The following is a 25,286-nucleotide window of genomic DNA, read 5'->3' as shown; positions in this document are numbered from 1 at the left end:
TACGGCTGCATCTTGAATCTCCGTATCAATGAAGTGTTGCTAATGGAATACATTATAGCACAGTTAATTCCCGGATACAAACCCCAGCAGGCTAGGATCTTCTGATTTTTTTCCTGTGTTCCGCCAACATCAGAGAACTCCCGCTTATCAGGAAAACGCCTTCCCAGGGAAATGCCTTTTGGCTTTCCTGTTCCAACGGCTCCTGAACCTCTATGCCGCTGTCCGGTTCCTCTTCCTCCTCTTCTATCATAAATTCCCACGGCTCCATCTTTGTAAGATTTCCCGCTCCGTCTCTCACTACAAGAATAATTCTGTTTTTGCCGGTTTCCAGGGCTTCCCTGTCCACATAGATTTCTCCCTCTTTGATGGTACACCGGACTTCCTTGCCGTTCACGGTACAGGATACAACCTGGATTTCATCCGGGTTCTCCCACTGGATTCTGGGGACGAACTCTTTTGAGTAGGTAACTTTCTCCCCCTCCCCGTTATAGTAAAATCTGGTTCCATTCTGATTCACCGTAAACATCCAGGTTTTCTCTGTACAATTGCCAAAGAGATCTTTTGCTTCCAGACGCAGTGTATATTCGTCATCCTCCGTAATAGGTGCGAAAGACAAGGTCATCTGACGCTCCCCTTCCTTCCGGGCAAATACCGGTGTGAGTGTCCCCTGACGCTTTCCCTGCAAATGAATCCTTAGAAACCCAGTATCCAGATGGTCGTCTTCAATCGCAACCTCAGGAGCCACCGCACAGGCATTGGAGGACAAATCCTCCAGGTTCTTCATAGTGAGGACAGGACAGGAAGAATCCTGGACTTCATAGGGTCTTCCTATGCTGTGCAGCTCCTCCTCAACCTCCTCCTTCTCCGGTACTTCCGGTTCGCTCTTTTCATCCTCCTCATTGACAGGCTCTTCCGCATCATTATTTTCTATCCTGACCGTATATCTTACCAGGATCTCTGTCTCTCCCGGCTCCACCGCTTCCAGGGTTCCGTCTTCCCGGCTCTTCAGTTTTCCGGTATCCAAAACCTCTGCATAGCCTGCCCACGGGCTCGTCCAACACTCTCCCGGCTTTAGCCTAATGGGCTGTCCATCCGGCCCAACAGCACCTGATTCCCCTGCCATAACAGGCCGCGGAATCAGAAGCAGTATGCCTATAGCAGTTATCATCAGTCCCCAGTCTTTTTTCATTCTTGTGGCTCCTTTCTTTCTCCCGATTCTTTTAAACGCTCTGTGAGAAGCTTGTAACTGTAGTTCTCCCGGATTCCCCTGACTTCCTTCCCCCTGTCCAGTATCTCCTCTGCCTTTTCCCTGTCCTTTTCCTCCATCAATGCCATAAGGCTGTAGGCACAGTAGGGCTCCGCCTCCTCCGGAAAGTCCTGCAGCAGTCTTTCATAGATTCCTCCTGCCTTTTCACAGTCCCCCTCCATACGGCAGTTCCAGGCAGTCATCAGCCTGATCTTAACCTGTTCTTTCTCCGACATGGGGTAAGCTAAGGTTTTATCATACTGGGCATTCGCCTCGTTCCAGATCCCTCTGTACTCATATGCCTTTCCTGTAAGCAGGCATAATTCACGGGCATAAACAGGGTAAAGAATGTGATCTCTGCAATGCTCCAGTGACTCTGCCCCCTCCTCTGCCAGGGCAATCCCCTGTTGCCAGGGGTCCTCAAGATATTCCCCCAGTTCCTCCTCGTAAGAAAAATAAACACCGCACAGTGTCATACATTCCTGTGCTTTTACCAGTGGATTCTCTTCCTCCCCAAGCAGGCCGCGCAGATATTCCAGCGCTTTCCCGGCCTCTTCCCAGGGGATCTCGTCACTATAGCAGGAGAAGATACGGCACAGATTCAGGTAGCTGCGCTTTTCCCTGGAATCCTTCGGATCCATAGAAAAATACTCCTCTGCTTTTTTATAATTTACCGAAAAATAGGGATCCCGGATGCTGCCTCTGAAATAAAGCCTTCCAATCTCTGTCCACAGCTTATGCTCCCGGGGCAGCCTTTTCTCATACCTTTCGGCCAGTTCCCGTATTCTCTGTATTCCCGCCTTTGTCTCTCCCCTTGCTATATAGGTGTTTAGCAAAGCCAGGTACACCTCCTCCTTCTCCGGCTTCATTTTGACAGCCTGCTCATAGGCCTGTGCAGCATCCTTCTCCTGCCGGGCTCCTGTTTCAAGAGCCTCCTGGTAGGTTTCCTCCTGCTTCTGGATGTTTATCTCCTGTTGGAAAAGGAGCAGACACCCTGCCATTACAAATACTGCCCCCGCCGCCGACAGCAGCCCTGTCTGCCTCTTTCTGTACAGCAGTCTGGTGAGTCTGTGCTTTACTGTCCGGACACTTTGATATCGTTCCATGACGTTTCTTCTGGTACACTTCTCCATAATCTGTTCCAGGGCACAGAGATCCTCTCCCTGATATCTTCCGCACTTAACCAATTCTTTCAGAACCATACCCAGTCCATAGATATCTGACTGTACGGCCGCCCTCCCCCGGTACTGCTCCGGGGCTGCATATCCTGCGGTTCCTAACCGATCTTCTGCCGAGTGTCTGTCTCGAATCAGTGCAATGCCAAAATCTACAAGGAACAGTTTTCCTTTTTTTCCGATGATCAGATTTTCCGGCTTCAGATCCCGGTATATTACAGGCGGTTTCTGATTGTGCAGATAGTCCAGTACATCGCAGAGTTCTATTCCCCACCGAAGAATTGTCTTCCCGGGAATCTTTTTTTTCGCTCTACAGAGCTCCTTTAAGTTAATTCCACAGATATAGTCCATTACAAGATAGGTATACCCTCTCTCCTCTATAATATCAACAATGCCGGGAAGGGCAGGGTGCTTCATTTTCTTCAGCACATCCCTCTCCCGGAGCACGCCGCCTCTGCCGCTTTCTATTTCTTTTACTGCCCAGTTCTTCTCCAGTCTGAGATCATAAGCCAGATAGACCTTTCCCATTCCCCCTTTGCCTATCAGCTGTATAATCTGATATCTGCAATCTAATATTTCTCCCTTTGATGCAATCGTTCCTCCCCCTCTCTGTCTGTACGCCGCTGCGGTCTGTCCACTGCCGCCGTCTGCGCTTACCCTTAACAGAGAAATCTCACTTCTCTTTTAAACCTATAAAAATGGAAATATGGCGGATCTGCCTGAAAAATAGATACTTAAGATCTTGAATGTGATTCAAGTATAGTACAATCCCTTGCAAATATCAAGTGTAAATTTGCATACGCAATCTTACTATGTGTTTTTCGCAAAAAAAGGCAGACAAAACCGCTGTTTCAGCAGTCCTGTCCGCCCTGTGTTCTTTCCTGTCCTACATTCTCTCGGGAGCCGAAAAGCCCAGAAGCTCTATACCAGTCTCAAGCACATCTCTGGTAAGTACTAAAAGTCTTATCCAAGAGGCCTTTTTCCCGGAATCTTCTTCCCCCAGAATCTTTGTCTCATGATAAAAACGGTTAAACGCATTGGCCAGATCGTAGACAAAGGAACATATCTTATGAGGAGCTTTTTCCTCGTAAGCGTTCTCCACCACACTGTTAAACCTGGAAATCGTAAGCATCAAATCTTTTTCACAGTCATTTGCAGGCGCTTTGATGCAGCCCTGCTTCCAATCGCCTCCCTCTTCCTGATACCTGCCGAGAATAGACTTAATCCGCACAATTGTATATAAAATATACGGACCTGTATTCCCTTCAAAGGAGGTAAAACGCTCCACATCAAAGATATAGTCTTTGGATGCCTGGTTCGATAAGTCGCCATACTTAATCGCAGACAGGCCCACAATCTTGGCCGTCCCCCTGGCATCCTCTTCTTTTACGCTCCGGTTGTCCACAATTTTTTTATACATTTCATCATTGATTTCCCGGATCAAGGTCTCCAGCCGCATCACTCCGCCTTCTCTTGTTTTAAAAGGCTTCCCGTCTCTTCCATTCATAGTTCCGAATCCAAGAAAGCTTAATCCGGTTTCTTCTTTTACCAGCTTTGTCTTTCTCGCACACCGGAAAACCTGTGTAAAATACAGTTCCTGGCGTTTATCCACAACGTAAATGATCTCATCCGGACAAAACAGCTTCATCCGCTCTACAATGGTTGCCAGATCTGTAGTATTATACAGAGAGGCCCCGTCTGACTTCAGAATCATACAGGGAGGGATCTCTTTGGTGTCAGACTCTTCTTTTACATCTACCACAAGTGCCCCTTGATCCAGATGTGCATATCCTTTTTCCTTCATATATGCAACCATCTCCGGTATATAGGGCTGGGCATCGGATTCTTTTTTCCACAGATCAAAGGTTACATTCAGCTTTTCATAGTTTTTCTTCAAATCACTGACTGAGACATTCAGAATATGGTTCCACAGAGCCTTATATCCAGGATTCCCATTCTGCAGCTGATGCGTCGCCTCCATAGCCTCTTCTTTGTATTCCGGATGTTCTTTGGAATATGCACTGGCAGCCGGGTAAATCTCTTCCAGTTCAGCGATGGTAAATGGAGGTTCTGTGGGGTATTCCCCTGTATAATCAGGCTGGAAATACACCAGCTCTGGTTTTCTCTTTTTCAATTCCGTGATAATCAGTCCCATCTGAAGACCCCAGTCACCCAGATGTACATCCCCAATCATTTTGTGACCCAGAAAACGCCCCATGCGTTTCAGACTCTCACCGATAATTGCAGAGCGAAGATGGCCCACGTGCAGCGGCTTTGCAACATTGGGACCGCCGTAGTCGATCATCACCGTCTTGGGATTTTCTGTCTGTTCCACAGAGAGATGATTGTCTCTTTGCATCTCATTGAGATACTCTGACAGAAATTCCCCGCTGATTTTCAGGTTAATAAAACCGGGAGGCACCGCTTCTGCCTCCTTAAGCACCTGGCTTTCCCCGATCTGCTGTACCACATCGCCGGCGATCATAATCGGAGCCTTTTTATATTGTTTTGCAGCAGCCATCGCACCGTTGCACTGATATTCACACAGATCCGGACGGTTAGAGATGGTCACCCTGGCATACGTCTCGTCATAATCTGCTGCCTTGAACGCTTGTCTCAATTCCTCTTCTATTAGTTCCAGTATCTTTTTCATAACTCCTCCACTACAATTCTATCTCAACTTTTTTTGCACAGGCTACTGCCAGCGCTCCATATCCAATATGGCAGGCAACACTTAAGGAAAGGGGATCCATATGAATCGGCATTCCGGGGAAAGCAGCTTCCAGTTCCTTCTTCCATTCCAGGGCTTCCTCCTGATTTCCTGTATAGGCAGCCTCCAGGCACATCAGACCGGACTGCACATACCCTGCAAATCTCCCCTCAAAATCCTTTTTCATTGCCTGAACCATGGTTCTTTTCGCCTGCTTTTTGCCTCTTGCCTTAGACAGGGCATCCAGCTTTTCTCCCTGAATCTGCAGGACAGGCTTCAGGTTCAGAACCGTTCCTATGGCCGCGGCGGCAGGGGTAATTCTGCCTCCTTTTTTCAGGTATTTCAAAGATTCTACCGTAATATAGATACTTGACTCGGCCTTCTCCTTCTCCAGGATTTCCCGAATCTCTGACGCAGACCTGCCTGCAGCTGCCAGTGTAATGGCATCCAGAACGGACTGTCTCTGAGTCACTGATATTCTCTGATTATTCACAACCTGTACCTTGCCGTTATACTCCTTAGCCAGTGCCTGCGCTGTCTGGCATGAATTACTTAACCCACTTGACATAGGGATATGGACAATTGCTTCATACTCCTCTAAAATTTTCTCCCAAAGCTCCATAACGTCCGCAGGAGATGGCTGCGACGTAAAGATCTCAGCATCATCCTCCAGCCTCTGATAGAACTCCTTCTGTGTCAGTGTTATATCCTCCAGAAAAAGCTGTTCGTCGATATAAAAGGGCATTGGGATTACATAGATTCCCAAATCCCCAGCCTGGGACTGGGTAATGCCGCTATTACTATCTGTTACGATTGCTGTTTTTTTCATATGGCCTTGTACCACTCCTTTTATATTCTCGTGTTCAATGTACTGATCAAAAACGAACCGAGTTTTAGCCGTTACATTTCATTTTAGCATAACCAAACAAATATGACAAATCATTTTCTAAAACTTCCATTGTTTATCAAAAAATATGGTACAATGATACTATCTGAAGAAAGGAGGTCATTTTATATGTCATACAAATCTCAGTCCTACGCCAATACGGCAGAAACATTGATAAAAAATCTAAAAAAGCGAAACATGGAGGGATTCTACTGTCCGACTGCAGAGTCCGCCGTAGAAAAAATCCGGGAATTAATCCCGGAAACTTCCTCGGTAACCTGGGGCGGATCAGAAACTTTAGTAGAGGCAGGAATTCTGAAAGGACTCCAGGGGTGCGGCTATGAACTCATTGACCGAATGTCCGCAAAGACTCCGGAAGAGAAACGGGCACTTTACGGCAAAATTGTAATGGCTGATTACTTTTTGATGAGCAGCAACGCCATCACTATAGACGGTGAGCTTATCAACATAGACGGTGCCGGCAACCGGGTTGCCTGTCTCTGTCACGGTCCCCGGCATGTAGTGATAGCGGCCGGTATGAATAAGGTGGTAAAAACCATAGAAGACGGAGTACATAGAGTCCGAAATGCAGCCGCACCGCCCAACAGCCTCCGGGTTGGTGTAAAGACGCCCTGTTCCGTAACAGGAACCTGCCAGGACTGCCTGTCTGACGGATGTATCTGTTCTGATCTTGTAATTACCAGACGTTCCATGGTACCCGGCAGAATTAAAGTAGTTCTCATCGGAGAAGATTACGGCTTTTAAACGCAGAAACCTCTGCCCTCGGGAAAATTTCCCGGGACAGAGGTTTTTCCTATTCTCTGCGCAGTGCATCAATAGGATTCAGATTTGCAGCTTTCACAGAAGGTAGAAGTCCGAAAACAATTCCGATAACCATAGAAAAGATTACAGAGCCCACGATAGCCGGAGGACTGATGGCAACCGGCGTCTGAGACATCTTGGAGATAGCCTGGGCCAGAACAATACCTGCAATGATTCCCAGAAGCCCCCCGATACTGGTAAGTACCGCGGCCTCTGTCAAAAACTGTGCAAGAATCTTATTCTTCCGTGCGCCTATCGCTTTTTTCAGACCAATCTCGCTGGTACGTTCTGTCACAGATACCAGCATGATATTCATAACGCCGATCCCCCCTACCAAAAGAGAAATACTGGCTATCCACAGAAGCTGCCGGTTTGTATTGGCGCTTACTTCCTGGAGATTTTTGGCTTTTTCCAATAGATCTGCCGCTTTATACTTAATCTCTCCGGTGCTGTCAAACAGATACCCATTGAGCAGATCGGCTGTTTTTCTGCCTGCACTGCTCATAGTTTCTGTGTCAGGGGCCTTCACAATTACGTTCTGGGGTTCATCATAACGGTATACTACAGGCCAGGCGGCATCAGGCATCATCAGCACGCCGCTGCTCTCCTGGTTATAATTGTAGTAATCCTCCATAGAATTAATCACCGGCTCAAAGGCATTGGTTCTCTTTACCACACCAACCACGGTAAAAGGCTCACCCTGTATCTCAACTGTCTTTCCCAGGGGCTGTTCATCCTGAAACAGACTGTTTTTGGAGTCCTCATCCAATAGCACTACTTTGGCAAATTGACGGTAGTCCTTTTCTGTTAACCCTCTGCCCTGAACGATTTGGTACCCGCAGGTATCCAGGTAATCTTTGTCAATCCCCAGAACCTTCCCCCCTTCCAGACCATTGTTCTGATAATAAATCCCATCCGCATAGGTCCTGCTCTGATACAGGGAAGCCTTTTCCACCTCATCCAAATTCAGGATTTCCTCTTTCACCTCAGGAGTGATCACGGGAACTCCTGAAGGGATATCATTATAGCCCATTTCATAGGGATAATCTCCCTGATTCAGCGTTACATCTACTGTGTTGTTGCCTGAACCAATCAGGTTCTGTTTGATCTGCTCGTTTGTTCCCTTAATAGTAGAAACAATAGAAATAATAGATGCAATTCCTATGATAATGCCCAGCATTGTCAGGAAGGAGCGCATTTTATGTGACCAGATGCCCTGAAAGGACAATCTTATGTTTTCCAGCATAACTTACCTCCTTCTAATAATAAAGTTCATCAATAGACGCATCCTTTGTTCTGGCATTCTCCTTTACCCCTTTTCCATAGGGAAAGGCCAACTTATCCTCTCTTGTGAGTCCGCTTTTTATCTCTATAAGAGAGCCCCACAGTGTCTTGCCTGTGATCACTTCCTGTTTTTTCAGCCTTCCTTTTACAGAACAGTATACGTAGCTTTTCCCGTCCTCCGTCCTCACAAAGGGCTTTTGAAGATACAGGGCATCCGCACCCGCACCGGTGTCTATATCAGCCTGAAGACTGACATATTCCTGGTTTTTTAATCCCTCTGCCTGGGCGATATAGGCAGTAAAAGGATAATAAGATACATTGCTGTTGCCGCCGCCCCCAAAGAAATTGCTGCTGGCCGGATATGGGGAAATTTCCTTTATCTCAGCCTCAAAAGGAGTTCCCGTCTCCATAGAACTTCCCGTCAGCATCTGTCCCGGCTTTACATTATCCAAAAGAAGCTCACTGATGCTTCCCCGCACATATAGACCTTCACTGCTTACCACCTGAATAAATGGTTTGCCGTCTGTTTCACCTTTCTCGGGATCGCCTACTGCTTTCACCGTGCCTTTAATCGTACTTTTAATGGTCTGATTCTCCAGTTTGCCGCTGATCTTCTGTATTTTCAGGTCACTTTCTTTGATATCCAGCTCCAGCTTTTTCAGATCCTTCTGTTTCTCCTGGATCGCTTTTTCCAGCTCTGCCTTGGTATAGCCTGCAATAATATCATCCTGTGGAATCTCATCGCCGATATCAAAAAATTCATCTCCCTCCGGATTTTCTTCCGGCTCTTCTCCCTTTACGGCACTGAGACGGATCTGATATTCTTCCTCCGGGATACATTTTTCCACAATCTTTCTTCCGTCCAGGTAGAGGGCCGTCAAAAGCAGTCCGTCCACCGTATCTCCTTCCCGTATTTCCAGCTGGGCATACTTTTCGGGAAGTGTCTTGGTATCCCCTTCCCCAAAGCCCCCCAGCATATTCAAAAGGGAACCCATTAGTATGGGATTTTCTTTACACAGATAGACAAAGGGGTCCTCTTTTGTCCCACTTCCTTTGTAGGGCTTGGAATTCTCATCAATGCGCTCCAAAGCCTCTGCCTTGACCTCTTCTTTGGGCGGTTCCTCCTTGTCGGGGTCCTGACCTGGGTCCAAAGTTCCCGGATCCGGATTTCCTGCCTCGGGATCTTTTTCATCCATGTCTTCTTCTCCCGGTGCACCTGTCTTTGGCTCCATTGCCGAGCTGCCAAAGAGACGGGTAAATCCGCCGCTCACCCCTGTGAAGGATGTGGTTTGGGCTGTACCTGCTGTCTCGTCTTTCCCCGGAGAAGAAACTTTTGAGGATTCCGGCACAGGCTTTTGCTTCTTCAGCTTCTCAATTTCCTGTTCTGTTCCTTTCTTCTGGATCTCCATCCCTTCTTTATTCAGTTTTTCAACTTCCAATTCTATATTTACAAGGGTCATATCATAGGAGAGCAAAGGGTCACCCACATCTACCTGGTCTCCCTCACTCACATAAACCTCTTCTACGATCTGCTTGTCGGTCAGATGTACATCCTGGGAAACATCGGAGGAGATCATTCCGTTTAAGCTCATGGGATCTCCCCAGTAGCCCTGGGCCAGATCACTGACATTGTATACCTTTACCGTTGATTTACTCATTTTGCCGTAGCCGTACCAGATACCCACGGCTGCCACGCAGACTCCTGCGATTCCCCCTATCACTAATCCCAGTCTCTTTTTCATTCTCTGCCCTCCTCTTCCGCCAGGATACCGTCTTTGATGGTTACAACCCGCTGAGCATAAGACGCTATCCCCGCATCATGGGTAATCATTAAGATGGTGACCCCTTCTTGGTTCAGGCGTCCGAAAAGTTCCATTACCTGTTCCCCGGATCTGGAGTCCAGCGCACCGGTAGGCTCATCTGCCAACAGTATCTTTGGATTATTGACCATAGCCCGGGCAATGGCAACCCTCTGTTTCTGCCCGCCGGAAAGCTGCGTAGGCTTAAAGTCTACCCTGTCCTCCAGCCCAACGCGGGTCAGCGCAGCAATCGCCTTTTCCTGTCTTTCTCTGCGCCCCACACCTGCATAACTCAGAGGAAGTTCCACATTCTCTAAAGCACTCTGCCTGGGCAGCAGCTGAAAGCTCTGAAAAACAAACCCGATCTTGTTTAGACGAATATCTGACATGGCGTTGTCTGAACAGCTGTTAATATCTACTCCATCCAGGAAGAAGGCTCCGCTGGTAGCCTTATCCAGGCATCCGATAATATTCATTAAAGTGGTTTTCCCGGAACCGGAAGGCCCCATAATGGCCGTATACTCCCCCTCTTTCATGGTGAAGTTTACATTTTTAAGTACAGGGATTGTCATTTTGCCCTGCATATAATCTTTACAGATATCTTTTAGCTCAAGTATCATTGGGCAACCGCACCTTCCTCTCCTTCCGGGCTTTCGATCATATCGTCAGAAGGTATGGGTTCCTCCGAAGACATCCCCTCGTCTGAAGGCATCGCCTCGTCCACAGGCATGTCCCCCTCTGCAGGTGCTGACATATCCCCCTCATTCATCAAAGCGGTAGGGCTGTCCGTTGTAGGTGCCCCCTCCTTTAGGGTTTCCAGGGGGAACGCCACCGCATCCTCCCTGGACAGTCCGTCTTTGATTTCATACTGATTCAGCGCTTCATCGAACTCACCCAATACTACACTTCTCTTTTCCAGCTTTTCTTTGCCGTTATCTGCCCATACGTATGGTTTGCTGTCAAGATCCGCTATAAAGGAAGCATCCAGCCATACCCCTTCTTTTTGTTCTTCCTGTCCGGCGTTCTGTTCTATATATACATGCTGCCCCAGAAGAAGTCCGTCCGAGGACTCTAATTCCACATAAAAGTAATAGGAAGTGGAGGCTGACTGATCCGAACCTCCCTCCGAAGACATCCCCATGCCATACATTCCGGAATTGTTGCTGGCGGCAGGATTATCCACATCAATCTTCCCAAAGGTTCCGTTCCATATCCGCTTGTCATCCACACGGGAGCGGACAATAGCCGGTTCCCCTTCTGTCACGGCCGAGAGATTTTGTTCGTTTACTTTCCCCTTGATCCTGAAATCTCCAGTGGCAAGGATGGTCATAAGCGCCTGGCTTTCCCCTCCTGTCATATCCTGGCTTTCTCCATTGTTGATGGATTTTACTACACCTTTAATCTCACTGGTAATCGTCGCATTCGCAATCTGTTCCTTCATCTGCTCAATCTCAACAGATTTGCTTTTTTTCTCATATTCTGTTTTCTTTATATCCGTCTGAGCAGTCTGAATCTGGGTTGTATAAGATAATTTTTCGTCATCACTGGCTTCTTTTTTCTCTTTTTCCAGCTGCTTAATCTGGTTGTTCAGATTTGTGATATCATTGTCAAAGCGTTCCAGCTCCAGCTCCGCCTGCTTCAAGTCGGTCTCCATGGTTGCTGTATCGTAAGTCAGAAGGGGGGTTCCCACATCTACATCTTCCCCTACTTCCACTAATATCTCCTTAATGGTTTTGTCCTGCTTTTGCTGTATCTCCCAGGTTTCCTGGGATTCTACCACACCGGAGAACCTTCCCGGATTCCCCATACCGCTGCCCAGTCCCATCAGTTCGGAAACCTTCTCCACATACACCAGCTCGTCCGTATTCTTCCCCTTGTCCCTTCCCCGAAGCAGCCAGAAAGCCCCTGCTATCACACATACGGCAGCAACTGCAGACACCGCAATTAGGATTTTCTTTTTCATACATCATCCTCCATCTTCCTTATATTTAATTTTCACTGTGTATTTAGGATAAACAAAAATATTTTATACAGTATAGCAAAGTCTTATTAACTTCTCTATGTAATTTTCTTAAATATTCTTTAATTCTGCATGCCGTATTGTTAGGGTTTCCAGAATACTGCTGCTTATGTGCCCCCAGCCTTTCTTTTACGCATACGGTTCACGCCTTGTAATTGCTTAGTTGACTTTTTTCCCTTATCTGATAAACTATATGAATAAAAATAAAACAGTAAATTGGAGAAAATGCATGAAATACAGCAGAAAACTATTGCTTTTTACACTGTTGCTCCTGATTCTTGTCTGTCTTTTTGGGGGGTGTCAAAAGTCAGAAAAAAGTCAGGTAAAGGCTGCTGCTACCAGAGAGCTGGATTTGTTAAAGGATTTGGATGATAAGACCATTGAGAAGTATATTTCCTACGAAGATCTTTACCCCTCAGGGGAAATCCATCAGGAAGTTTCCTCAAAAATCAAAAATATATTCTCCAGGTTTTATGAGAACTTTTCCTATAAGATCCTGGACATTCAGGTGAAAAACGAAACCGCCAGGGTAACGGTTCGTCTCAACACCATTGACGCCGAAACACTGGCAAAGGACTATTCCCGGGCTTCCATGAAAAAACGCATCGCCAGTTCTGCCAACCCGGAAGGAGTCGAGTATTCCCTGGAAGATTATTATCTTCTTCTGGGAGAGCTGCTAGATGAGAACCAATACGACACTGTGGAGAATAACTGTACTCTGAAATTATCTAAGGAAAGTAATACCTGGAAGCTGGAGCACAGCAGCCGCCTGGACGACCAGCTGGTAGGAGGTTTCGTGTCTTATCTAAAAGATCCTAACCTATTTGCCCCGGAAGAGATTGTGGAGATTCATTTTGATACTCTGAAGGAATTTGACACCGAACAGCTGAACCGTTATCTGGGGATAGACACCTTGTTTGATGCAGACGACGCCTATAGCCGTTCTCTCACTCAGGAACTGACAAATCAGATCAGCGATCATTTTGACTATCGTATCTTAAAAGAGTCCGATGACAGTCATACTGCTACGGTAACCGCAGAGATTACCAGCTACGATGCCAAGAGTATTTTGAATTCCTACGAGAAAAAACTGGACTCCTATCTGAACTCCTCTCAGGCCTTTGCAGACGGTGAAAGCGGCCGGCTGAAGAAATCCAGTCAGCTGCTTCTGAATTCTATAAAGGCCAATAAAAGCGCTTCCTCCACAAAGCTGGATCTTACTCTTATCAATGACGGGACTAGCTGGAAGCTGCAGATGAACGAAGATGTGGCGCAGGCTATTCTTGGGGGGATGGGAGAGGCAGTGAAGGAGATTTCCAGTGATGTGAAATGATCTGTCTTATCAGGACGGACGGGAAACAGATGCCGTTCCTACGCAGGGTCAGGCGGGAGATAGTACAGCTCATATGCTTGCTACTGCGCTTCTCCTAAGCTAACTGCCTACCGCTCACTAAGAATCTCCGGAGAGCCGTCGATTCTAAGTGTTCGGTGGCAGTGGATCTTAGGACGCGCTACGTAGTCTGCGCATATGAGCTGTACTATCTCCCGCCTGACCCTGCGTAGGAACGGCATCTGTTTCCCTGGCAGTATATTCAATTCACATACTGTGTATATTGGTAGTATATTTAGTATGTAGTATTTTTTATGGTTTGATTATTTGTTTCTGCAAGTGTAAATTTTTTCTATTTCATATTCCCGTGATTATTTTTATGAATAAGAGTGCCAGTACTGCCAGGATGATGGGTCTTACGATTTTGGTGCCGGTTTTCATGACCATTCCGGAACCCAGATAGTGGCCGGCTATGCTGAAGACGGAGGCGGCTAAGCCCAGGGGGAAGATGATCTTGCCGTGGAGGAGGAAGGTTGCCAAGGCGGCCATGTTGGAGGCAAGGTTTACCAGTTTGGTGTTGCCGGCAGCTGTTTTAATGTCCATGCGGGCCATTCCGGTATAGATGAGTATCAGGAAGGTGCCGGTTCCCGGACCGTAGAAGCCGTCATAGGCGCCGATCACAAAGGACGCTGTAATTACAATTGCATATTTTGCCCTCCCTGAGATTGCCACGGAGGATTTTCTTTCCATGTCTTTGCTGCGGAACACGTAGAAAGCTGCCACAGGCAGAACTGCCAGAAGTGTAATTTTCAGGATTTTGTCGCTGGTTATGAGCGCAATGTTGGCTCCAAGAGCGGAGCCTGCCAGAGCCACCAGAACAGAAGGGATGGCCAGGGGGAGATCCGCGTATTTATTTTTACAGAATCTCCAGGTGGAGATGCATGTGCCTGCGGCAGAGGATAATTTGTTCGTAGCTATGGCATTGTGGATAGGAACACCAGCCAGAAAATAAGCAGGCAGGGAGATTAGGCCTCCTCCGCCTGCTACTGCATCTACAAAACTGGCCAGAAATATAAGGGGACACACTATCAGAAAAGCAGTAACTGTCAGTTCCATATCTGTCTTCCTCCATTAACCCGCTGCATTGAATACGTCTCTGTCCAGGGCTTTGTCCTGACTGGCAACGATGGTTGTGCATACAGCGTCCCCTGTGATGTTTACGGCCGTTCTGGTCATATCCAGGATACGGTCGATTCCCATTATAAGTCCGATTCCTTCTACCGGAAGACCCACGGAAGTAAAGACCATTGACAGAGTGACCAATCCTACAGACGGCACTCCGGCAGTTCCTACGCTTGCCAGGGTTGCTGTGGCAATCACCGTCAGGTAATCCACGGGAGTCAGACTGATATGGAAAGCCTGTGCTACAAACACCACGGCAACTCCCTGCATAATAGCGGTTCCATCCATATTGATAGTTGCCCCAAGGGGAACCGTAAAAGAGGAAATACGCCTGGATACCCCCATCTTTTTGGCAAGGGTATCAATCGACAAGGGAATGGTGGCATTTGAGGTTGCTGTTGAAAAAGCGAATCCCATTACAGGCAGAAATTTTTTCACAAACTTGATAGGATTCAGACCAGTAAATAGCTTCAAAAAGATTTGATAGACCCCAAAGCACTGCAGGGCCAGTGCCACCAGCACTGCGGCCATATATTTCAGCATAGGCACAAAGGCATCAAATCCTATATTGGCAAATGTCTTTGCAATCAGACAGAACACGCCCACGGGAGCCACTTTCATCACTGCCATGGTCATATCCATCATCAAGTCATTCCCCTGGCTGAACAAATTTGCCAGCCCTTCCGCTTTTTCTCCCCGCTTTGCCAGAAGAATGCCCACAATCAGCGCAAAAAATATTATCTGCAGCATATTTCCCTCTGCAAGAGACTGAATGGGGTTCTTGGGTATAATATTCAGCAGTGTATCTGTCAGACTGGATGCCTCTGCCACCTGCGTCTCCTGTGCCTGAACCGATGTGATATCCAATCCCACACCAGGATTAATCAGGTTCGCGATTCCAAGAGCAATAGAGATCGCCAACGCTGTGGTAGCCAGATAGAAGGCCATGGTCTTTACACCGACTTTTCCCAGCTTCTTTGTATCTCCAATGGCCATACTGCCGCAGATCAGAGAGCAGAGAACCAGCGGTACTACCAGCATCTGCATCCCCCGGATGAACCCGGTTCCAATCACTTCAAAGATACCGCCCACAATGATGTTATCTCTGACATACCCTTCCGGGAAAAAATAATGGATCAGAATACCGGCAGCAGCTCCCAGAATCAAAGCGATAAATATTACCGTAGTCAGCCCCGGTTTCTTTCTCTCTTTCTTTGCATTCATATACAATCTCCTCATTTTCCTGATAAACTAGTTTTTCAAGCTGCAGATATAGGTTTCCAGCGCTTCCTGCCAACTCACAGGAGTCTCCATACCGCTGATGCGCAGCATCATATTATAGAGCACCGAGCGGGCAGGGCGCATGGATATATCAGGTAAATCTCTGGAGAAAGCAGGAATAATCCTGGCATCAAGACCTGCAAGCTGCATAATCTTCGCAGCAAATTCATATCTGCTGCAGGAGCCGCTGCAGACAGCGTGATAGGTTCCGTATGCTTCCTCTGTCAGAAGACGCAGGATACACTTAGCCACCTCCAGAGCACTGGTGGGGGCCGCCACCTGCTCCTCAGGAACCGGTATCTCTTTCTCTTCCTTTGCCGCTTCCAGCAGGTCATTTACAAAATTTTTTCCCTCACCGTATACCCAGGAGCTGCGGATTATCAAATGCTTGGGCGCCAGATCCTTCACAAAGTTCTCTCCTGCCAGCTTGGATTTGCCGTACACGGTAAAAGGGGCCGGCTGATCGAATTCACTGTAATAGGTATCTGTCTTTCCGTCAAAAACATCGTCTGTGGACAGCTGGACAATGCGGGCATTTACCCTTCTTGCCGCCACTGCCAGGTTCCTGGCTCCCAGCGCATTCACGCGGTAGGCAAGTTCCGGCTCTTTTTCGCAGAGCTGTACATCTGTGATTCCTGCACAGTTAATGATGACATCCGGCCGATTCATTTCTGCAAACATGTTTACTCCATCGGCATCTGAAACGTCCCTGTCTTCCCGGTCTGTAAGAAAAAGCTCTGCTTCCCTGGCATCTAAGAGTTTTACAAATTCTCTCGCCACCCTTCCGTCAGCCCCTGCAATCCAAACCCGTCCTAACTGTGTATTCCTCATCGTTGACCTCCTGTTTATTGTTCTGTCTGTCCTACTGTCTTGTCTATCTTAAGTCCCAGCTCCTTCAGCTGTATCTCGTCCACCTCACCAGGTGCCTGGGTCATAAGGCAGGAAGCATCTTTTACTTTAGGAAATGCGATAACGTCCCGTATACTGTCTTCTTTAGCCATCAGCATCACCATACGGTCGAGTCCGTAGGCAAGGCCCGCATGAGGAGGCACCCCATATTTGAAGGCATCCAGAAGAAAGCCAAAACGCTCGTAAGCCTCTTCCCTTGTGAATCCAAGAGCCTCAAACATCATTTCCTGAACGTCATTCTGGAAGATTCTGACGCTTCCGCCCCCCAGCTCTGTTCCATTTAACACAATATCGTATGCCTTTGCCCTTACAGCCCCCGGATTAGTCTTTATCATGGGCAGATCCTCTTCCATGGGCATGGTAAAGGGATGGTGCATGGCAGTAAAGCGGTTCTGTTCCTCTGACCATTCCAGCAGCGGGAATTCTGTAATCCACACAAAGCGGTATTCCTCCTTGTCCAGCAGCTCCATCTGCCGGGCCAGTTCCAGCCGAAGAGCCCCAAGGACGTCCCAAACTACCCTGTTTTTATCGGCGGCAAAGAGAAGCAGATCTCCGGGCTTACCGTTTAGAGCGGCGATTAGCCCCGACATCTCCTCTTCCTTCATAAATTTAGCAAAAGAAGACTTTACGCTCCCATCCTCCTGAAGGGCAATATAAGCCAGTCCCTTTGCACCGTAATCTTTTGCGTAATCCACCAGCTTGTCTATCTTCTTTCTGGGCATGCCTCCCTGCCCTGGAGCATTGATTCCCCGCACGCTGCCTCCGGCCTCCAGTGCATTCTTAAACACGGCGAATTCACAGCCCTTTACAGTTTCTGAGACATCCGTAAGCTCCATGCCGAACCGGATATCCGGTTTGTCGGATCCGAACCGGTCCATAGCTTCCTGCCAGGTCATCCGCTGTATGGGAAGGGGAACTTCCACACCCAGTACCTCTTTGAATAGATACGCCAGCATTCTTTCATTTACATCGATTACATCGTCCACATCAACAAAAGACAGCTCCATATCGATCTGGGTAAACTCAGGCTGACGGTCTGCACGCAGGTCCTCGTCCCGGAAGCATTTTGCAATCTGAAAATAGCGGTCATAGCCAGAGCACATGAGAAGCTGCTTGTAGAGCTGAGGGGACTGTGGAAGTCCATAAAAGCTGCCCGGGTGAACACGGCTGGGAACCAGATAGTCTCTGGCGCCTTCCGGGGTGCTCTTCCCGAGAACCGGTGTTTCTATCTCCAGGAACCCCTCCTCTTCCAGAAAGCGGCGGGTAAGCATAGCCACACGGCTGCGCATCATAAGATTCCTCTGGAGATCCGGACGGCGCAGATCCAGATAACGGTATTTCAGACGCAGTTCTTCCTTTGTTTTGCTCTCCTCTTCCACCGGGAACGGAGGAGTCTCAGCTTCAGAGAGGACACGGAGCTGTTTGGCACGAATCTCAATCTCTCCTGTCGCCATCTTTTCATTTACCGCTCCGGAACGAGCCTCTACTTTTCCCACTACAGCAACTACAAACTCACTTCTGAGTCTCCCTGCCTTTTCAAACCCTGCTGCATCAATGCTTCCCTCCTCAAAAATCACCTGTACAATCCCGGAACGATCCCTGAGATCCAGAAAGATAATGCCTCCCTTATTCCTGTTTTTCTGAACCCATCCCATAAGGGTCACTGTCTCACCAATATTTGCTGTAGAGACTTCCGTACATCTGTGGGTTCTCTTTAATCCCTTCATTGATTCTGCCATAATCCTCTTCTCCTCTATACTCTGTCCTTAAAGAACTCTTCAATCTCCTGATAGCCTTCCTGCATCAGCTGTTCTTTCTGGAATTTCTTATTTTTCTTCATCATGGAAATAGATACCTGTATGCCTGCCTGGCGCTCCTTCGCTGCCTGAGCAAGAAGCTTTATCATACCTTCCGCAGGCATTCCCTTTTCAATCAGATACGCTTTTTTCCCCTCTCCCTGGGGAACCTGGTATTCCCTCTCCAGAAGCAGCATAACAATACGCTCAAAACCAATAGAAAATCCGCAGGCACATGTCTGATTTCCAGTAAATTTTCCAATCATCTCATCATAGCGTCCGCCCCCGCCTACTGAGCCGCCGAACCCATCGATAGAGATCTCAAAAATAGGGCCTGTGTAATAAGACATGCCCCGCACCAGCGTAGGATCGAACTGGATTTGAAAATCAGCTGTCTTAGCAGCATCAACGCTGGTAATAATTGTTTCCATATCTTCCGCAGTTGATGCATCCAGATATCCTTCCAGCTTTTCTTTACAGTACCGGACACCCTGAATATCACTGGTGATCTCCTGAAAGAGATCCAGATATTTATGGATTCCTTCCACCGGGAATCCTTCTTTTTCCAGCTCCTGGGCCACACCCTCAGCGCCTATCTTGTCCATCTTATCCAGAATAATAAAAACTGTGTCATAGCTTTCTTCAGAGAACCCGCTGTAGGCAGCCATTGCTTTCAAAATCTTCCGATCGTTGATGCGGATTGTAAAGTTCTCAAAATCCAGCTTTCCAATAAGAGTAGAAGTGGCAAGAATCAGCTCAATCTCCGCCAAAACTGTTGGTTCCCCCAGTATGTCTATATCGCACTGCATAAACTGGCGGAAGCGCCCTCTCTGGGGACGGTCAGCCCTCCACACATTTCCCATCTGCAGGGCTTTAAAAGGAGAGGGCAGTTCATTGGCATTGTTGGCATAAAACCTGGAGAGGGGTACCGTAAGATCGTAGCGAAGTCCCCCGTCCACAAGATCTGCCTCACAGGCTGCTGTCTCCAGCTTGAGCTTTTCCCCTCTTTTCAGGATTTTAAAGATTAATTTTTCGTTTTCTCCTCCCTGTTTGCTGGAAAGATTCTCTATATGTTCTACACAAGGGGTCTCAAGGGACAGAAACCCGAAGCTCTTATACGTATCTTTAATCATGCGGATCACGTAATCGCGGATCTCCATTTCTTTTGGCAGGATATCCTTCATCCCGGTTACCGGTTTCTTTTTTAATGCCATAGTTGTTCTCCTCTCTTTCATGTTTAAAATTCTTCATGCACAATCTTCTGAAAGGTCAGAAAAATCAGCATGTCATAATTCTTTACTTCATCAATCATCATTTCCAGAGCTGTATATTTATCAAACTTTTTACGGTACGGGCGATCCGTAGTCAATGCCGCAAAGACATCGCACACTCTCAGAATCCTTGCCCCAAAAGGTATAGTCTCCCCTGCCAGATGCTCCGGATATCCGGATCCGTCAAAATTCTCGTGATGATAATACACACTTCTCAAAATAAAAGGAGAATAGTTTCTCTCCTTCAGTATCTCATGGCTCAGAGTAGAATGAAGCCGCACATATTTTAGTTCTTCCACAACCAGAGGGTTTTCAATGCCTGCGATGTAACCTGCCAGCTTTAGCTTGCCGATGTCATGGAGAACTCCCGCAACTGCCAGCTCATATGACTTCTCCTCCTCCAGTCCAAGCCCCTGAGCTGTCTGATAAGCCAGATTGCTCACCCGGATGCCGTGTTCGATCTCTTCTTCCAGATCAAAGCTAATCAAATGATGGGGTTCCTGATCCCGCCGGAAATCCGTCATCTGAATTCTCCTTCCTGCAGATAAGTGGCAATTCCCACACGTTTTCTCTCAATCATCTCGTCTATTCTGGTAATATAATGGGTTACATCTTTCACATTTTCCACCCGCTCAATGCGCCTGCCGCTGTCAAATACCAGTTTTGTGGATGCACCCGCTCCGGCAGCAATAATGGTCTGCTTTTCTTCCATAATCAGTATATTGTATATTCCTGCTTTGTCAACCCTTGCATACCCAACATTTTCAAGATTGCCTGTCATATTCTTCTGCCGGTACAGATAATAGGGACCCATCCCCATACTTCTGGCACAGTCCTGCACCATATCCATAATCTCCTGGTTATTCTCAAAGGTCATCTCCTGATACTGTTCTTTAAACATATTCAGCCGGGCTGCTCTTTTCACTGCCAGTGAGTGCACGGTTAAACTGTCCGGGGAAAGTTTCTTCACTTCCTCTAACGTACAGGTTACGTCATCCTTTGTCTCCCCGGGCAGGCCCACGATAAGGTCCATGTTAATATTGTCAAATCCGGTTTCCCTGGCCAGGGCAAATGCCTCCCGGATATCCTCCACAGAATGTTTTCTCCCAATGAGGTCCAGAGTTCTCTGATTCATGGTCTGGGGATTCACTGAGATCCTGGTAACCGGATATCTGCGCACTGTCTCCAGTTTCTCCCGGGTAATACTGTCAGGTCTGCCGGCTTCTATTGTGAATTCTTTTACCTGCTCCAGGGGAAATCTGTGCTCCACATGGGTGAGGAGACGCTCTGTCTGCCTGGGGGTGAGGGTAGTGGGGGTTCCTCCCCCTATATAAATCGTGTCCAGCCTTCGGTTCTTCATGGTCTCGCTGATAAAATCCAGCTCTTTTAAGAGGGCATCCAGATATTCGTCTACTCTGTCCTTCCACCGTTCCAGAGGATAAGAGCTGAAGGAACAATACAGGCAGATGGAAGGGCAGAACGGGATTCCGATATACAAACTATAGCCGTTTTCATAATCCACAGGCTCAAGCAGCACCCTTTCTCTGTTGGCAATGGTAATCGCCAGCGCTGTCTTTTCATTGCTGGTATAATAGTTTTTGCGCATATAATCAGCGGCCTCTGCATTGGACATGCCTGACTCAATCAGCCCCATGGCGATCTTGGTCGGGCGTATCCCGGTAAGGTTCCCCCAGGGCAGCTCTCTGCCTGTGAGCTTTGCCAGGTTTCTGTACACCATCTGTTTCAGCCTGTTCTTGGCTGTTTTCCTGTCTACACAATCCAGGGCAATGGCATCCGAAACGGAGCATTGCCCTGCCTGATAGACGAATAATGATGCCTTTCCTTCCTGGTACAATACCTGAAGCAAGGTCTGGCACAGCTTCTTCTCTGCTTCCTTCTCTGCCTCCCCTTCGTAGAATATCCGAAGCTCTTCCCGGGGATAAAAGGCTTTCACCAGCGTATATACATCATATTCAAAATCTCTCTCATTAAATTCGATTCCTGTCATCTTCTGTCCCCCGGCCTACACAAAGGGATTAAAAGCCTTTTCATGGGCTGCTGTGGTAGCTTCTCCGTGACCCGGATACAGTTCCGTATCATCCGGAACCGTGTCCAGGATTATGTGAATACTTTTTCTTATCTGCGACATATCCCCCGTAGGCAGGTCTGTTCTCCCACAGGATTCCAGAAAGATAGTATCCCCGCAGAAAACCACATGTTCCTCTTCCATGTAATAACAGCAGGACCCTTCCGTGTGCCCGGGAGTAAGAATCATACGAATCTCAAATCCTGCCAGATGCAGAACCTCACCATCCTCAGCCCAGTAATCTGTCTGTACATGGTAGGGCTTCATCATCCAGCCTCCAGACAGATTCTTGGCGGAATCTGCCAGAACCTCCCGTTCTGCCCTCGGCGCATAGATAGGAATATGATATTCTTTTTTTACCTGATTTGAGGCCATCATGTGATCGTAGTGACCATGTGTCAGAAGAACAGCCACCGGCTTTCCCTCTATTTTTGATACAGCCTGTTTAATCTTTGCCGGGTCATCCCCCGGATCTATAATCACCAGCTCCCTGGTATCTTTATTCATAACTAAATAACAATTGGTCGCTCCCATACCCACAGGAAGATACCTAAGCTCTAACATTCCCATAGCAACTCCTAACCGGTGGTACGCTCAATGTCAATGACACTGTCCACCTGCCTGATTTTTTCAACTAAACTGTGCAGTTCTTCCTTGCTCCTGATATCAAAAGACATACTGATCGTAGCCGTCCCCTGCTTTGTCGTCCTGGTATTCACTGCGCTTAAGTCAATTCTCCGCTCCGTAAAGATTCGTGAGATATCTACCAGGAGTCCTGTCCTGTTGGTAGCGTACACATTAATCTCAGCTGTGTACAGCTCACTATGGGCCACGTCCGGCACCTGCCATTCCGCGTCGATGAGACGCGCCCTGTCAGCCTCTGACATATGCAGCACATTCACACAGTCCGTGCGGTGGATAGATACCCCCCGCCCACGGGTGACAAAGCCAACAATTTCATCTCCCGGTATTGGGCTGCAGCATTTGGAAAAGCGTACTGCCACATCGTGAATCCCTTTCACCACAATTCCATTTTTGGACTTGCCCACCGGAAGCTTTTCTTTGGCCTCCGCCGCCGCTTCCAGCACCTGTTCGTCTGTCAGCTCTTTTTTATGCTCTTTCTCATAGCTTTCCATGAGCTTATTCAGCACCTGGCCCTCTTTCAGTCCCCCATGCCCAAGGGCTGCCAGTACAGAATCCCAATCACGGAAGCCGTATTTGCGCATCACAGATTCCATGTATTTATTTTTCGTAAGGCTGCCCAGAGCCACACCCTTGGCTTTGGCATATTGGCTCAGCATATCCTTGCCCTTGGAAATATTGTCTTCCTTTAATTCTTGTTTAAACCATTGGTTAATCTTGTTTTTTGCCTGGGTACTTTTCACTACCTTCAGCCAGTCCCTGCTGGGTCCCTTGGAATTCTGTGAGGTGATTACTTCAATTCTGTCCCCGTTTTTAATAACGTATTCTATAGGGACCAGCTTTCCGTTCACTCTGGCTCCCACCATCTTATTGCCCACCGCACTGTGAATGCTGTACGCAAAGTCAATTGGCGTGGAACCGTTAGGCAAGGTTTTTACATCTCCTGCAGGGGTAAAACAATATACATTCTCTGCAAATAAGTCTAAATCACTTTTCAGAAGGCTCATAAATTCCCGGTTATCCGACATATCCCGCTGCCATTCCAGAATCTGCCGCAGCCAGCTCAGCTTCTCTTCTTCCTGCTGGCTCACGCTTTTTTTGCCGTCAGAAGCTTCTTTATACTTCCAGTGAGCGGCGATGCCATACTCTGCCGTCCGGTGCATCTCAAAAGTACGAATCTGAATCTCAAAGGGCTGTCCTGTAGGTCCTATCAGCGTCGTATGTAATGACTGGTACATATTAGGCTTCGGCATGGCGATATAATCTTTAAATCTTCCCGGAATCGGCTTATACATCTCATGTATAATTCCCAAAGCCGCATAGCAGTCTTTGACCGTATCCACTATGATACGCACCGCAAAGAGATCATAAATCTGATCCAGGGTCTTATCCTGATTCACCATCTTTTTATAGATGCTGAAAAAGTGTTTTACTCTTCCGTCTATCTGCGCATGTATATTAGCTGCTTCAATATGCTTCCGGACCTCGCCCACAATACTGCCCACGAACTCTTCTCTCTGACTCTTTTTTAAAGAGATCTTCTCTACAAGGTCATAGTAGACTTCCGGCTTGAGATATTTCAGCGCCAGGTCATCCAGTTCCACTTTAATCTTAGAGATACCAAGACGCTGGGCAATGGGAGCATAGATGTCCATCGTCTCTCTCGCCTTATCCTTCTGCTTATGCTCCGGCATATACTTCAGGGTACGCATATTGTGAAGACGGTCAGCCAGTTTGATGAGTATAACCCGGATATCCTTGGCCATAGCCAGAAACATCTTTCTCAGATTCTCTGCCTGTACCTCCACTTTGTCGGCTGAGTAGGACAGCTGTCCCAGTTTTGTAACTCCATCCACCAGAAGCGCTACCTCTTCGCCAAACTCCCGGATGATTTCATCCGTGGTCATTACGGTATCTTCCACGACATCGTGCAGAAGGCCGGCAACGATGGTTTCCTTATCCAGCTCCAGGTCAGCCAGTATAATTGCCACGCACAGGGGATGGATGATATAGGGTTCTCCAGACTTCCGCGCTTGCCCCTCATGAGCATCTCTGGCGATTTGATAGGCTTTCTCTATCATGGTAATATCGGTGGACGGATGGTATTTTCTGACACTGGAAATAAGCTCTTCATATAATACTGAGGGGCTGGTAAAATCTTCCATGGCCTTGACGCTTTCGTCTGCCTTTTTGATTTTATATAACTTTTCTTCCCGATCTACTGTGTGTTCATTTTCCATTCGTTTGCTCACCTACCAATTTATTTTCCGTCATAACAGATGACAGACGCTACATCGTAACCCTTCAGTCTCTCCCTGCCCTTTAAGCCTGCCAGCTCCATGAGGAAGATAATCTTTACCACTTCTCCTCCCAGTTCCTCCACAAGCTTTACGGCAGCTTCAATGGTACCTCCGGTTGCAATGAGATCGTCTACAACCACAACCTTCTGTCCGGGTTTAATGGCATCTGTATGAATTTCAATCTCTGCGCTGCCGTATTCCAAATCATACTCCATTGCCAGCGTCTCGCAGGGCAGCTTTCCCTTTTTGCGCACCGGCACAAAAGGCTTATGAAGATTGTATGCAATAGGAACACCAAATATAAATCCTCTGGACTCTGTGCCCACAACCACATCTATATCCAAATCCTTTACAAGATTCTGCATAGAATCCACTGCCAGCTGCAGCCCGTCCGCATCCTGCAGTACACTTGTTATATCCCTAAAGATAATACCTTCCTCCGGGAAATCCGGGATACTTCTTACGTAATCTTCCACTTTCTTCATTTCAATTATCTCCTTAACTGCGTCTTATGCAGTTTTTCTTTCTATCTCTCCATATTACGACA

General features: G+C 47.5%; 20 protein-coding genes. 2 read left to right on the top strand and 18 right to left on the bottom strand.

Annotated features, from left to right (window positions below):
• Window positions 1-91: 91 nt before the first annotated feature.
• The 4 genes from GKG41_RS13605 to GKG41_RS13590 form a co-directional block, all read right to left on the bottom strand.
• Window positions 92-1,189, bottom strand: a complete 1,098-nt coding sequence (locus tag GKG41_RS13605) for a hypothetical protein (protein WP_154259492.1) — start codon at window positions 1,187-1,189, stop codon at window positions 92-94.
• A complete protein-coding gene (locus GKG41_RS13600; RefSeq protein WP_256282320.1) occupies window positions 1,186-2,973 on the bottom strand; it encodes a serine/threonine-protein kinase in 1,788 nt (595 codons plus the stop codon). Before GKG41_RS13600 ends, GKG41_RS13605 begins: the two co-directional genes overlap by 4 nt.
• 334 nt (window positions 2,974-3,307) lie before the next feature.
• The gene (gene argS, locus GKG41_RS13595) at window positions 3,308-5,074 is read right to left on the bottom strand and encodes an arginine--tRNA ligase (protein ID WP_154259487.1); all 1,767 of its coding nucleotides are present in this window, start codon (window positions 5,072-5,074) and stop codon (window positions 3,308-3,310) included.
• A 10-nt stretch (window positions 5,075-5,084) separates the two neighbouring features.
• Window positions 5,085-5,960, bottom strand: a complete 876-nt coding sequence (locus GKG41_RS13590) for a DegV family protein (RefSeq protein WP_154259485.1) — start codon at window positions 5,958-5,960, stop codon at window positions 5,085-5,087.
• 186 nt (window positions 5,961-6,146) lie between these two features.
• Between GKG41_RS13590 and GKG41_RS13585 the strand changes: the two genes are divergently transcribed.
• Window positions 6,147-6,782 (top strand): lactate utilization protein, encoded by a 636-nt coding sequence (locus GKG41_RS13585; protein WP_154259483.1) that lies wholly within the window; start codon window positions 6,147-6,149, stop codon window positions 6,780-6,782.
• Window positions 6,783-6,831: 49 nt separating this feature from the next.
• Here GKG41_RS13585 and GKG41_RS13580 read toward each other — a convergent pair whose 3' ends face one another.
• Genes GKG41_RS13580 through GKG41_RS13565 form a run of 4 tightly spaced genes read right to left on the bottom strand, consistent with a single transcriptional unit; the run spans window position 6,832 to window position 11,885 of the window.
• A complete protein-coding gene (locus tag GKG41_RS13580; protein WP_154259481.1) occupies window positions 6,832-8,085 on the bottom strand; it encodes an ABC transporter permease in 1,254 nt (417 codons plus the stop codon).
• A 13-nt stretch (window positions 8,086-8,098) separates the two neighbouring features.
• Window positions 8,099-9,865 (bottom strand): hypothetical protein, encoded by a 1,767-nt coding sequence (locus GKG41_RS13575; RefSeq protein ID WP_154259479.1) that lies wholly within the window; start codon window positions 9,863-9,865, stop codon window positions 8,099-8,101.
• The gene (locus tag GKG41_RS13570; RefSeq protein WP_154259477.1) at window positions 9,862-10,542 is read right to left on the bottom strand and encodes an ABC transporter ATP-binding protein; all 681 of its coding nucleotides are present in this window, start codon (window positions 10,540-10,542) and stop codon (window positions 9,862-9,864) included. Before GKG41_RS13570 ends, GKG41_RS13575 begins: the two co-directional genes overlap by 4 nt.
• A complete protein-coding gene (locus GKG41_RS13565; RefSeq protein ID WP_154259474.1) occupies window positions 10,539-11,885 on the bottom strand; it encodes an efflux RND transporter periplasmic adaptor subunit in 1,347 nt (448 codons plus the stop codon). The genes GKG41_RS13570 and GKG41_RS13565 overlap by 4 nt, the downstream gene beginning before the upstream one ends.
• A 286-nt stretch (window positions 11,886-12,171) precedes the next feature.
• On the opposite strand from GKG41_RS13565, the gene GKG41_RS13560 reads away from it, so the two are divergent.
• Window positions 12,172-13,275, top strand: a complete 1,104-nt coding sequence (locus tag GKG41_RS13560) for a hypothetical protein (RefSeq protein ID WP_154259472.1) — start codon at window positions 12,172-12,174, stop codon at window positions 13,273-13,275.
• A 354-nt stretch (window positions 13,276-13,629) separates the two neighbouring features.
• On the opposite strand, the gene GKG41_RS13555 is transcribed toward GKG41_RS13560, so the two are convergent.
• Genes GKG41_RS13555 through GKG41_RS13510 form a run of 10 tightly spaced genes read right to left on the bottom strand, consistent with a single transcriptional unit; the run spans window position 13,630 to window position 25,224 of the window.
• Window positions 13,630-14,388 carry a TSUP family transporter gene (locus GKG41_RS13555; RefSeq protein WP_154259470.1) on the bottom strand — a complete coding sequence of 253 codons (759 nt, stop codon included), beginning with the start codon at window positions 14,386-14,388 and terminating at the stop codon, window positions 13,630-13,632.
• A 15-nt stretch (window positions 14,389-14,403) separates the two neighbouring features.
• Window positions 14,404-15,678, bottom strand: coding sequence for a dicarboxylate/amino acid:cation symporter (locus tag GKG41_RS13550; RefSeq protein ID WP_154259468.1), 1,275 nt, complete (start codon window positions 15,676-15,678; stop codon window positions 14,404-14,406).
• Window positions 15,679-15,705: 27 nt separating this feature from the next.
• The gene (gene rfbD, locus GKG41_RS13545) at window positions 15,706-16,566 is read right to left on the bottom strand and encodes a dTDP-4-dehydrorhamnose reductase (protein ID WP_154259466.1); all 861 of its coding nucleotides are present in this window, start codon (window positions 16,564-16,566) and stop codon (window positions 15,706-15,708) included.
• Between the two features lie 14 nt (window positions 16,567-16,580).
• Window positions 16,581-18,383: an aspartate--tRNA ligase gene (aspS, locus tag GKG41_RS13540; protein ID WP_154259464.1), complete on the bottom strand. Its 1,803-nt coding sequence runs from the start codon at window positions 18,381-18,383 to the stop codon at window positions 16,581-16,583.
• A 14-nt stretch (window positions 18,384-18,397) separates the two neighbouring features.
• Window positions 18,398-19,654, bottom strand: coding sequence for a histidine--tRNA ligase (gene hisS / locus GKG41_RS13535; protein WP_154259462.1), 1,257 nt, complete (start codon window positions 19,652-19,654; stop codon window positions 18,398-18,400).
• A 23-nt stretch (window positions 19,655-19,677) separates the two neighbouring features.
• Window positions 19,678-20,235, bottom strand: coding sequence for an HD domain-containing phosphohydrolase (locus tag GKG41_RS13530; protein WP_154259460.1), 558 nt, complete (start codon window positions 20,233-20,235; stop codon window positions 19,678-19,680).
• Window positions 20,232-21,719 carry a coproporphyrinogen dehydrogenase HemZ gene (gene hemZ / locus GKG41_RS13525; protein ID WP_154259458.1) on the bottom strand — a complete coding sequence of 496 codons (1,488 nt, stop codon included), beginning with the start codon at window positions 21,717-21,719 and terminating at the stop codon, window positions 20,232-20,234. The genes GKG41_RS13530 and hemZ overlap by 4 nt, the downstream gene beginning before the upstream one ends.
• Window positions 21,720-21,734: 15 nt before the next feature.
• A complete protein-coding gene (locus GKG41_RS13520) occupies window positions 21,735-22,367 on the bottom strand; it encodes an MBL fold metallo-hydrolase (protein ID WP_154259456.1) in 633 nt (210 codons plus the stop codon).
• An 8-nt stretch (window positions 22,368-22,375) separates the two neighbouring features.
• Window positions 22,376-24,679, bottom strand: coding sequence for a bifunctional (p)ppGpp synthetase/guanosine-3',5'-bis(diphosphate) 3'-pyrophosphohydrolase (locus tag GKG41_RS13515; RefSeq protein ID WP_154259454.1), 2,304 nt, complete (start codon window positions 24,677-24,679; stop codon window positions 22,376-22,378).
• A 20-nt stretch (window positions 24,680-24,699) separates the two neighbouring features.
• Window positions 24,700-25,224 carry an adenine phosphoribosyltransferase gene (locus GKG41_RS13510; protein ID WP_154259452.1) on the bottom strand — a complete coding sequence of 175 codons (525 nt, stop codon included), beginning with the start codon at window positions 25,222-25,224 and terminating at the stop codon, window positions 24,700-24,702.
• Window positions 25,225-25,286: the final 62 nt, after the last annotated feature.

It is taken from the genome of Lactonifactor sp. BIOML-A5 (genome assembly GCF_009677585.1).
Classification (GTDB): Bacteria; Bacillota; Clostridia; order Lachnospirales; family Lachnospiraceae; genus Lactonifactor.
This window is presented reverse-complemented; position numbering and strand designations above follow the sequence as displayed.